13 protein-coding genes are annotated in these 10002 nt (G+C 69.4%); 10 read left to right on the top strand and 3 right to left on the bottom strand.

The genetic code is table 11. The features are described 5' to 3' along the window. Positions 1 to 297 (top strand): RDD family protein (locus A5771_RS20110; RefSeq protein WP_131808957.1); only part of this gene is annotated, 297 nt, incomplete at its 5' end. Next, on the top strand, positions 294 to 1454 hold the full coding sequence (locus A5771_RS20105) for a cystathionine gamma-synthase (protein WP_064856964.1): 1161 nt from the start codon (positions 294 to 296) through the stop codon (positions 1452 to 1454). The genes A5771_RS20110 and A5771_RS20105, both read left to right, overlap by 4 nt. A gap of 9 nt (positions 1455 to 1463) precedes the next feature. On the opposite strand, the gene greA is transcribed toward A5771_RS20105, so the two are convergent. Both greA and A5771_RS20095 read right to left on the bottom strand, forming a co-directional pair. After that, entirely contained in the window at positions 1464 to 1958 is a 495-nt protein-coding gene (gene greA, locus A5771_RS20100) for a transcription elongation factor GreA (protein WP_064856963.1), read from the bottom strand. Positions 1959 to 2076: 118 nt separating this feature from the next. Beyond that, a complete protein-coding gene (locus A5771_RS20095; protein WP_064856966.1) occupies positions 2077 to 2499 on the bottom strand; it encodes a DUF4307 domain-containing protein in 423 nt (140 codons plus the stop codon). A 112-nt stretch (positions 2500 to 2611) separates the two neighbouring features. Between A5771_RS20095 and mca the strand changes: the two genes are divergently transcribed. From mca to A5771_RS20075, 4 genes are read left to right on the top strand one after another with little or no spacing between them, the layout of a single operon-like run. Beyond that, complete coding sequence (gene mca, locus A5771_RS20090) at positions 2612 to 3484, top strand: mycothiol conjugate amidase Mca (RefSeq protein WP_064856962.1); 873 nt, start codon at positions 2612 to 2614, stop codon at positions 3482 to 3484. After that, positions 3481 to 3735 carry a hypothetical protein gene (locus tag A5771_RS20085; protein ID WP_064856961.1) on the top strand — a complete coding sequence of 85 codons (255 nt, stop codon included), beginning with the start codon at positions 3481 to 3483 and terminating at the stop codon, positions 3733 to 3735. Before mca ends, A5771_RS20085 begins: the two co-directional genes overlap by 4 nt. 5 nt (positions 3736 to 3740) lie before the next feature. After that, positions 3741 to 5747, top strand: coding sequence for a thioredoxin domain-containing protein (locus A5771_RS20080; RefSeq protein WP_064856960.1), 2007 nt, complete (start codon positions 3741 to 3743; stop codon positions 5745 to 5747). Positions 5748 to 5757: 10 nt separating this feature from the next. Next, on the top strand, positions 5758 to 6141 hold the full coding sequence (locus A5771_RS20075) for a nuclear transport factor 2 family protein (RefSeq protein WP_064856959.1): 384 nt from the start codon (positions 5758 to 5760) through the stop codon (positions 6139 to 6141). Positions 6142 to 6150: 9 nt separating this feature from the next. Here A5771_RS20075 and trhA read toward each other — a convergent pair whose 3' ends face one another. Then, the gene (gene trhA, locus A5771_RS20070) at positions 6151 to 6864 is read right to left on the bottom strand and encodes a PAQR family membrane homeostasis protein TrhA (RefSeq protein WP_064856958.1); all 714 of its coding nucleotides are present in this window, start codon (positions 6862 to 6864) and stop codon (positions 6151 to 6153) included. A 68-nt stretch (positions 6865 to 6932) separates the two neighbouring features. Here trhA and A5771_RS20065 point away from each other — a divergent pair, with 68 nt between their 5' ends. The 4 genes from A5771_RS20065 to A5771_RS20050 all read left to right on the top strand — a co-directional run. Next, complete coding sequence (locus tag A5771_RS20065) at positions 6933 to 7724, top strand: (2Z,6E)-farnesyl diphosphate synthase (RefSeq protein WP_064856957.1); 792 nt, start codon at positions 6933 to 6935, stop codon at positions 7722 to 7724. Positions 7725 to 7730: 6 nt separating this feature from the next. After that, positions 7731 to 9098 carry a hypothetical protein gene (locus A5771_RS20060; RefSeq protein ID WP_109401225.1) on the top strand — a complete coding sequence of 456 codons (1368 nt, stop codon included), beginning with the start codon at positions 7731 to 7733 and terminating at the stop codon, positions 9096 to 9098. 100 nt (positions 9099 to 9198) lie between these two features. Then, the gene (locus A5771_RS20055) at positions 9199 to 9606 is read left to right on the top strand and encodes a hypothetical protein (protein WP_064856956.1); all 408 of its coding nucleotides are present in this window, start codon (positions 9199 to 9201) and stop codon (positions 9604 to 9606) included. A 54-nt stretch (positions 9607 to 9660) separates the two neighbouring features. Further along, positions 9661 to 10002, top strand: a 342-nt coding sequence (locus tag A5771_RS20050; RefSeq protein WP_064856955.1) for a DUF732 domain-containing protein, incomplete at its 3' end; no start/stop codon positions are given.

Genomic DNA, 10002 nt, shown 5'->3' with positions numbered 1-10002 from the left:
GCCGGCGCCCGGCTGATGTTGGTCGGGTGGGCGGCGGCGCTGGGCTACGGAATCTGGAACTTCGGCTACCGGCAAGGGACCACCGGGTCGAGCATCGGCAAATCGGCGATGAAGTTCAAGGTGGTCTCCGAAGCCACCGGCCAGCCGATCGGGTTCGGCATGTCGATCGTGCGACAGCTGGCCCACATCATCGACGGCGCCATCTTGTGCATCGGCTACCTGTTCCCGCTGTGGGACGCCAAGCGGCAGACGCTGGCGGACAAGATCATGACCACCGTCTGCCTGCCGATCCGGTGAGCCAGAATCTAGGGCACGGCCCAAAAGGACTGTCCACCAAGGCGATCCACGCCGGTTTCCGCCCCGACCCGGCTACCGGGGCGGTCAATGCCCCGATCTACGCCAGCAGCACGTTCGCCCAGGACGGTGTCGGCGGCCTGCGCGGTGGTTACGAGTACGCCCGCACCGGCAACCCGACCCGGACCGCGCTGGAGACCGCGTTGGCCGCGGTCGAGCAGGGCCGCTTCGGGCGGGCGTTCTCCTCGGGGATGGCCGCCACCGACTGTGCGCTGCGGGCGATCCTGCGCCCGGGCGATCATTTGATCATCCCGGATGACGCCTACGGCGGCACCTTCCGGCTGATCGACAAGGTGTTCACCGGTTGGGGCGTGGCCCACACCCCGGTCGCGTTGTCCGACCTGGACGCGGTGCGTGCCGCGCTCACCGATCAGACCCGGCTGATCTGGGTGGAGACGCCCACCAACCCGCTGCTGTCGATCAGCGACATCGAGGGCATTGCCGCGATCGGCCGACAAGCGGGGGCAAAGGTGTTGGTGGACAATACGTTCGCCTCGCCGGCGCTGCAGCAGCCGCTGACGCTGGGCGCCGACGTGGTGCTGCACTCGACCACCAAATACATCGGCGGCCACTCCGACGTGGTCGGCGGTGCGCTGGTCACCGACGACGACGAACTCGACGCCGCCTTCGCGTTCCTGCAGAACGGCGCCGGTGCGGTGCCCGGCCCGTTCGACGCCTACCTGACGATGCGCGGACTCAAGACGCTGGTGCTGCGGATGCAGCGGCACAGCGAGAATGCCGCCGCGGTGGCCGACTTCCTCGCCGGGCATTCGGCCGTGGCCAGCGTGCTCTATCCGGGCCTGCCCGACCACCCGGGGCACGACGTGGCCGCACGCCAGATGCGTGGTTTCGGCGGCATGGTCTCGGTGCGGATGCGCGGCGGGCGGGGAGCGGCCGAAAAACTTTGCGCCGCAACCGAGATCTTCATCCTGGCCGAGTCGCTGGGCGGGGTGGAGTCGCTGATCGAACATCCGGGCGCGATGACGCATGCGTCGACGGCCGGCTCGCAACTGGAGGTTCCCGACGACCTGGTGCGGCTGTCGGTCGGCATCGAGGACATCGACGACCTGCTCGACGATCTCAAGCAGGCATTGGGCTGAACGCCCGGGTCAGGACTGGTAGGGCTCCGCGCTGACCAGGGTCACCTTGACGGTCTTGCCGCTGGGCACGGTGTAGCTGCGCTCCTCGCCTTCCTTGGCGCCGAGCAGGGCGTGACCAAGCGGTGAGTTCGGGGAGTACACCTCGAGCTTGTCCTCGCTGATGCCTTCCTGGCGGGTGGCGATCAGGAACGTCTCGGTATCGGACTTGTCGCCGTCGTAGAACACCGTGACCACCGAACCCGGCAGCGCCACCCCGGACTGCGTCGGCGCCTCGCCGACCTTGGCGGTGCTGAGCAGGTCCTGCAGTTGCCGGATGCGGGCCTCTTGTTGGCCCTGCTCCTCGCGGGCGGCGTGGTAGCCGCCGTTCTCCCGCAGGTCGCCTTCCTCGCGGCGGTCGTTAATCTCCGCTGCGATCACCGGACGGTTCGCGATCAGCTGGTCGAGCTCGTCCTTGAGCCGGTCGTGTGACTCCTGCGTCAACCAGGTCACCGGGGTGTCCGTCATCTCACTGTGCTCCTCGTATCGTCGGACCCGGCGAAGCCAGCGGGGTCGACGTCGTTCTAATGCAGCAATACACGGTCCCATCCGGAACCGTGTACCCGCAAAGGCTACCACCGCGAGATCAGGGCGACTTCAGATAACCGGGCACGTCGGTGCCGCAGCCGTAGATGTCGCCCATCATCGGCGGTTGGGACGATTTGACGATCGTCGTCACCTGTACGGTCGCCGACTCCGACGGCGGCACCAGCACTTCGCGGCGGCCCGTCTCGCTGCCGTCGCCGGCCCGCACCCGCACGATGCACACCGCGGGCTGGGACGGATCAGATCGGGTCACGCTGATCTTTACCGACACCGTCTGGTCGTCAATCACCTCGTAGCCGTACAGCTCGCCCTTCACGTCGGCGGTGGTCAGCCGCTGATAGCCCAGTACGGCGACGCCGGCGGCCGTCGCGATGGCCAGCGCTCCCAGCGTGATCGCCAGCAGCCGCCGGGGCAGGGCCCGTCCACGGGTGTCGCCGTAGCGGGCCGGCTTGGAGTCGGTCATCGTCGCGGTGTGTCCCAGGGTCGCGGTGGAGTCGGGAGCGGTTACCGCGCCCATCGGACATGGTGGAACGATGGGGGCCGGAAACCAACAGGAACTATAGGGGACTTTGCACATGAGCGGACTGCGGTTGATGGCGGTGCATGCGCACCCCGACGACGAGTCCAGCAAGGGCGCGGCCACGCTGGCCCGCTATGCGGCCGCCGGCCACCGGGTGATGGTGGTGACGCTGACCGGTGGTGAGCGCGGCGACATCCTCAACCCCGCCATGGATCTGCCCGAGGTACACGGCCACATCGCCGAGATCCGCCGCGACGAGATGGCCAAGGCCGCCGAGATCCTCGGCGTCGAGCATCACTGGTTGGGTTTCCTCGACTCCGGCCTGCCCAAGGGCGACCCGCTGCCGCCGCTGCCCGAGGACTGCTTCGCCCTGGTGCCCCTGGAGGTGTCGACGGAACGGCTGGTGCGAGTCATCCGGGACTTCCGGCCGCATGTGATGACCACCTACGACGAGAACGGCGGCTACCCGCACCCCGACCACATCCGCTGCCATCAGGTGTCGGTGGCCGCCTTCGAGGCGGCCGGCGACTTCCGGCGCTACCCGCAGGCCGGCGAGCCCTGGACCGTCTCGAAGCTGTACTACAACCACGGTTTCCTGCGGCAGCGGATGCAGTTGCTGCAGGACGAGTTCGCCAAGATCGGCCAGGTCGGTCCGTTCGCGCGGTGGCTGGAGCACTGGCAGCCCGACCATGACGTGTTCGCCGACCGGGTGACCACCCGGGTGGAATGCTCTGCCTACTTCTCCCAGCGCGACGACGCGCTGCGCGCCCACGCCACCCAGATCGACCCGGACGGCGACTTCTTCGCCGCTCCGATCGAGTGGCAGCAACGCCTGTGGCCCACCGAGGAGTTCGAGCTGGCCCGGTCCCGAGTGCCGGTTATCCTGCCGGAGACCGACCTGTTCGCCGGGATCGAGGACGCCCCATGAATCATGCTGTGCTGACCGCGCTTTGGATCTTGGCCGACGACGTGCCCCGGGACACCGGGCCGGACTTCGGCAAGGCCAGCCCGTTCGGACTGCTGGTCATCGTGCTGCTGCTGCTCGGCACCTTCGGGCTGGTGTGGTCGATGAACCGCCACCTCAAGAAGGTGCCGGAATCCTTCGATCGGGAGGATCCCGCGGCCGATCAGGCCGCCGACGAAGGCACGCTGGACCCGGGACCGGACTCCGCGGGTTAGCCGCCATGGCCAATCGTCTCGCGGAGTCCACCAGCCCGTACCTGCGCCAGCACGCCGACAACCCGGTGCACTGGCAGGAGTGGACGCCGCAGGCGTTGGCCGAAGCCGCCGAGCGCGACGTGCCGATCCTGCTGTCGGTCGGCTACGCGGCCTGCCACTGGTGTCACGTGATGGCGCACGGGTCGTTCGAGGATGTGCACGTTGCGGAAGTGCTGAACGACGGCTTCGTGTGCGTCAAGGTCGACCGGGAGGAGCGCCCGGACATCGACGCGATCTACATGAACGCCACCATCGCGCTCACCGGGCGTGGCGGCTGGCCGATGACCTGTTTTCTGACCCCCGACGGCCGGCCGTTCTACTGCGGCACCTACTACCCGAAAGACGCTTTCCTGAACCTGCTTTCGGCGATCACCGATACCTGGCGCAACCGCCGCGACGAGGTCGAGGACGCCTCCGACCGCATCGCCGGGGAGTTGCGCTCGATGGCCGCCGGATTGCCCGGCCACGGTCCGCCGGTCGACGCGATGCTGTGCGACGGTGCGGTGGCCGCGGTGCTGCGGGACGAGGACACCGAACACGGGGGCTTCGGCGGCGCGCCCAAATTCCCGCCGTCGGCGATGATGGAAACCCTGCTGCGCCACTACGAACGGACCGCAGCCCGCCCGGCGCTGGATGCGGTGGCCCGGGTCGGCGCGGCGATGGCCCGCGGCGGCATCTACGACCAGCTCGCCGGGGGCTTTGCCCGCTACAGCGTCGACAACGCCTGGGTGGTACCGCATTTCGAGAAAATGCTGTACGACAACGCGTTGCTGTTGCGGGCGTATGCGCACTGGGCCCGGCGCACCGGTGATCCGCTGGCCATCCGGGTGACCTCGGAGACGGCCCGGTTCCTGCTCGACGAGCTTTCCGATGGCGGCATGTTTGTCTCCTCACTCGACGCCGACGCCGACGGCCGGGAGGGCTCGACGTATGTGTGGACGTCCGAGCAGCTGACCGACGTGCTCGGCGATGACGACGGACGTTGGGCCGCAGGCATTTTCGATGTCACCGTCGGCGGAACGTTCGAAGCCGGCGCCTCAGTGCTACAACTTCCGCGTGACCCCGACGATCTCCAGCGGCTCGGTTCGGTGCGGCAGCGCTTGTTGACCGCCCGGCGCTCCCGGCCCCAGCCCGGTCGCGACGACAAGGTGGTCACCGCCTGGAACGGCATGGCGATCACGGCGTTGACCGAAGCCGGTGTGGCGCTGGGGGATCAGAGTCTGATCAGCGCGGCCCAGGACTGCGCCGCAGCACTGGTCGACCTGCACCTGGTGGCCGGGCGGCTGCGTCGGGCCAGTCTCGGCGGCCAGGTGGGGGACAGCGTCGCGATCCTGGAGGACTACGGCGCGCTGACCACCGGGCTGCTCAGCGTATACCAACTCGACGGCGACGAGCACTGGCGCGACACCGCCGTCGGGCTGCTGGACACCGCGCTGGCCCGCTTCGCCGACCCGACGCAGCCGGGACGCTGGTTCGACACCGCCGACGACGCCGAGGCACTGGTGCTGCGCCCCGGCGACCCGCTCGACGGGGCCACCCCGTCCGGGGCGGCGCTGATCACCGAGGCGCTGCTGACCGCGGCGCACCTGGTCGACGCGGACCGCAGTGAGAGCTACCGGCAGGCGGCCGCCGACGCGTTGGCGGCGCACAGTGCGCTGCTGGCCCGCGCTCCGCGCTCGGTGGGGCATTGGCTCGCCGTGGCCGAGGCCTACATCCGAGGCCCGCTGCAGGTCGCGGTGGCCTGCCAACGCCCCGACTCGGCGCTGCTGGCCCAGGCGCGCCGCCTGGCGCCCGGCGGGGCGATCGTGGTCGGCGGTGCGCCCGGCTCGTCGGAACTGCTGATCGGGCGAGACCGGGTCGGCGGCGCCGACGCTGCGTACGTCTGCCGGGGCCCGGTGTGCGACCTGCCGGTGGGCACTGCGGAGCAGTTGGCCGTGGCCCTCGAGGTGCCCACCAACCCCGGCTCCGGGTAACCTGCGCCACATGACGAGCGCACCCGACCGGACCCAGGCCATCACTGAGACCGTCCACCGCTACATCGAGTTGGTCGGCGGCGGCGACGCCGACGATCTGGTCGGGCTGTACGCGAGCGACGCCACCCTGGAGGACCCGGTTGGCGGCGAGGTCCACATTGGCCACCAGGCCATCCGCAACTTCTACTCGGCCATCACCGGCCTGGACCGCAAGGCTGAGCTGGTCACGCTGCGGGTGGCCGGCAACGAGGCGGCCTTCCACTTCGCGCTGACCATCACCAATGGTGACCACCGGATGCGCATCGAGCCGATCGACGTGATGGTGTTCGACGGCGAGGGCAAGATCGCCGGGATGAAGGCCTACTGGTCGGCGGAGAACATCACCCAGCTGTAGCCAGGACGGCTAGGACAGCGCGGCGAACCAGATCGCGATGTACTGGCAGACCGCCGCGACCGCGGTGCAGGCGTGGAAGAACTCGTGGTAGCCGAACGTCCGCGGCCACGGGTCCGGCCATTTCAGCGCGTACATGATCGCGCCGATGCTGTAGAGCATGCCGCCGACGGTCAGCAGCACCATCGCGGCCACCCCGGCGTTGCGCATGATCGTCGCGATGAAAAACGCTGACACCCAACCCAGCAGCAGATACAGCGGCACGCCGACCCACTTCGGGGCGGTCGGCCAGAACAGCTTCAGCACCACCCCGGCCAGCGCACCGCCCCAAACGATGGTCATCACCAGCCGCTCCTGGGCGTCGTGGTCCATCGCCAGCAGCGCGAACGGGGTATAGGTGCCGGCGATGAAGATGAAGATCATCGCGTGGTCGACCCGCTTCATCCTGACCCGGGTGGCCACCGATTTCCACGTCACCCGGTGATAGGTGGCGCTGACCGCGAACATGCCGACCACCGAGATGGTGTAGGCCAGCGTCGCCAATCCGGCCTCGACTCCGGCCAGCGGCCAGGTCACCCCGATGAGCGCGGCCCCGGCGATGACCGCGACGACGGCTGACACCAGGTGAATCCATCCGCGCGCCCGCGGCTTGGTGTGTGCCGCGAGAACGCCCGCAGGCAGGTCACCCGGGTTCGGCTCGGCGACGGTGTCCGTGTGCGTGCTCATCGACCTTTCCCCCGATTCCCGGACGCGATTCGCGGCAACTACTGCCGATCACAGTAGTCTGGGTTTTTGTGGCGATCATCCCGGCGCGCCTGAAGGAGCCGCTGTACCGGCTCTACGAGATGCGCCTCCGGCAGGGGCTCGCGGCATCCCGGTCGGCGTTGCCGCGGCACATTGCCGTGCTCTGCGACGGTAACCGGCGCTGGGCGCGTGATGCCGGCTACGACGACGTCAGCTACGGCTACCGGATGGGCGCGGCGAAGATCGCCGAGATGCTGCGCTGGTGCGCCGACGCCGGCATCGAAATGGCCACCGTCTACCTGCTGTCCACCGAGAACCTGCAGCGCGACCGCGCGGAGCTCGCCGCGCTGATCGAGATCATCACCGATGTAGTGGAGGAGCTCTGCGCGCCGGGCAATCGCTGGAGCGTGCGCACCGTAGGGGACCTGGAACTGCTGGGCGAGGAGCCCGCCCGCCGATTGCGTGAGGCCGTGGACTCCACACGCGAGAAGAACGGTGGTTTTCACGTCAACGTCGCCGTCGGCTACGGCGGCCGCCAGGAGATCGTCGACGCCGTTCGTGGTCTGCTCGGCAAGGAATTGGCCAACGGTGCCAGCGCCGAGGAGCTCGTCGACGCGGTGACCGTCGAGGGCATCTCGGAGAACCTCTACACCTCGGGCCAGCCGGACCCGGACCTGGTGATCCGTACTTCCGGGGAACAGCGGTTGTCCGGATTTCTGCTGTGGCAGAGCGCCTATTCGGAGATGTGGTTCACCGAGGCGCACTGGCCGGCCTTCCGCCGGGTCGACTTCCTGCGGGCATTGCGCGACTACAGCGTCCGGCACCGGCGATTCGGGCGGTAGCGGGGAGTGGTCGTGCTGTCGGCGCTGGTTTTCACCCTGAGTTGGTGGCTCGGGATGTACCTGCTGGCCCGCGACCCGCGCAAGCCGGTGCTGGTGTTGGCTGCGGTCGGGCTGTGCGGCTTCGCGGCGGTGGTCGCAGCCGACGCGGTGCGTGCGGTGTGGCAGCCGGTGCTGCTCGGCCGGGTGGAGATCTACCTGGCCGTGATTCCGGGGGTGGCGTGGTTCGCGGTGCTGCTGGAGTTGTCCCGGCCGTGTGACCGCTGGTCTCACCGCGGCCGGGACACCGTGCTCATCGGTGGGGTCGCCGCGGCGGCACTGGCCGGGGCGGCGTGGGCCGGCAGCGTCGACGGCCCGCTGCGCGCCGGGCACTGGCTGCTGTTCGCGGTGGTCTCGGTGTCGACGTTGGCGGCGATGGTCAAGGCCCTCATCCGGCCCGCCCAACCCGGCTCGGTGCTCGGCGTGGTGATCGTTGCGACGTTGTTCTTCGCCCTGGCCAACGCGATCCTGATCATCCCGCTGGGGGTGGTGCCCAGCGGAGTCGCGCTGGCCAGCACCGGCATTGACGTGCTGCTGCTGGGTCTGGCGGTCGCCCTGTGGGACGCCTTCGACGAGGGCCAGGCGCTGCGGCTGGACATGCTGCGCTCGTTTCTGGCCGCCGTCGCGATGGCGGCGCTGCTCGGTGGACAGGTGCTGATCGGGCTGGCCGTGACCCGAAGCGAACCCGCCGCGCAAACCGCGCTGACGGTGCTGCTGTTCACCACGATCGCCGTCGGCATCGAAGTCCAGGTCTTCGTCGACCGGCTGGCCGGGTTCTGGGACCGGCTGGCGTTCTGGCGGTCCCCGGCGTTGCGCGCCGACCGCGCCGCCCTGCGTGACACCGAGGCCGCGCTCGCGCTGCGCTCGACCGGCCCGCTCGACGACGTCGACGAGGAGACCTTCGTCCGGCTGACCCGGCGGGCGTTGGCGCACTACGGGGACCTGTCGAAGCTCGTCGCCAGCCCGCTGACCGCGCTGCCGGCCATCGACGAGCGGTTGGCCGCGCGCGGTGTCCCGGACGCGCCGCTGGAACGCGCCAACGAACTCAAGGCGCTGCTGGCAGACCGCATCGCCGCGCTCAAACCGCGCGACGGCGGCGAGTTCGGCACGACCGAACAGTGGCGCTATTACAACGCCCTGTACTTCCCCTACGTGGTCGGAGTGCGCGCCTATGCGCAGAACGCGACCGCGGCCGGGCTGGATCCCACGGCCCGGCAGGCCTGGCAGTGGTTGGTCACCGAGGTGCCGCAGCGCTCGTTGCACAACTGGCAGAACGCCGGTGCCCGGGTGATCGCGGCCGACCTGCGCGGGCGGATGGCGGTTTCGTCGGGCCTGTGACCTGCGGTTGGCAGTGCTTGGCAGTGCCTCGGGTCGATGTGGCAGCGGCCGGCGAGCAACGTCAGGGGTGTTGCTAGTCGAGCCTCGAAGGGAGTTCATCATGACCGCCATCACCACCCGGGTCTTGTCCGACTCGACCGATTCACTGCTGCGATTCGCCCTGCGCGCCGACGCCGCCGTCACCGGCGTCATCGGTCTGGCGGGGCTGTTCGCCGCCCGGCCGATGGCAGCGCTGATGGGTCTTACGCCGGCCCACGAGTACGCGCTGGCCGCGTTCTGCGTGCTCTACGGCGCGGCGGTCTACTTCCTAGCCGCGCTTCCGGACGTGCGCCGGGCCGGCGTCGGCGTGATCGCCGCCAATATGGTGTGCACCCTCGCCGCGATCACGGTGCTCGAAACCGGGGTGCTGCCGTTGACCGGGCTCGGCGTCGTCGCGATGCTGACGAGCGCCGCTTACACCGCGTTCTTCGCGCTCGTGCAGTACCGCGGACTGCGCCGCCTGCCCTGACTCGCGGCCAGTACAGCGTGTCGCCCCGGCCGCCACCGTCTACAGTTCTCTCCCATGATGTGGCGGTTGGCGGCGATGACGCTGATTCCCGGAACCCTGCTTTTCGCCGCCGCGCCGGCACAGGCCGACGAGAAGGGCTATCTCAGCTACCTCGACTCGCGCGGCTTCAAGTATCAGAACAGCCCGGGGCTCATCACGCCGTCCGGCGCGGTGAAGGCCGGCGAGCTCATCTGCCAGAACTTGCGGCGCGGCCGTCCCGCCCGGGATCGGTTCGACAAGAAGATCGCCGACGGCATCCCCAAGCTCATGGTCGACGCCGCGCAGAACGAGATGTGCCCGGAGACCTTGGCCGCCGCCCCGACGCCCACCCCGGCGGCACCGCCGCCGGGGTGGGCG

It is taken from the genome of Mycolicibacter sinensis, assembly GCF_001667375.1.
In the GTDB taxonomy this organism is placed as follows: Bacteria; Actinomycetota; Actinomycetes; order Mycobacteriales; family Mycobacteriaceae; genus Mycobacterium; species Mycobacterium sinense_A.
The sequence above is the reverse complement of the archived record's forward strand: the minus strand, read 5'-3'. Positions and strand labels throughout refer to the sequence as shown.

Coding starts and splice junctions, on each gene's coding strand:
- greA (WP_064856963.1), bottom strand. CDS start 1,958: ATGACGGACACCCCGGTGACCTGGTTGACGCAGGAGTCACACGACCGG.
- A5771_RS20095 (WP_064856966.1), bottom strand. CDS start 2,499: ATGACCGACTCCAAGCCGGCCCGCTACGGCGACACCCGTGGACGGGCC.
- mca (WP_064856962.1), top strand. CDS start 2,612: ATGAGCGGACTGCGGTTGATGGCGGTGCATGCGCACCCCGACGACGAG.
- A5771_RS20085 (WP_064856961.1), top strand. CDS start 3,481: ATGAATCATGCTGTGCTGACCGCGCTTTGGATCTTGGCCGACGACGTG.
- A5771_RS20080 (WP_064856960.1), top strand. CDS start 3,741: ATGGCCAATCGTCTCGCGGAGTCCACCAGCCCGTACCTGCGCCAGCAC.
- A5771_RS20075 (WP_064856959.1), top strand. CDS start 5,758: ATGACGAGCGCACCCGACCGGACCCAGGCCATCACTGAGACCGTCCAC.
- trhA (WP_064856958.1), bottom strand. CDS start 6,864: ATGAGCACGCACACGGACACCGTCGCCGAGCCGAACCCGGGTGACCTG.
- A5771_RS20055 (WP_064856956.1), top strand. CDS start 9,199: ATGACCGCCATCACCACCCGGGTCTTGTCCGACTCGACCGATTCACTG.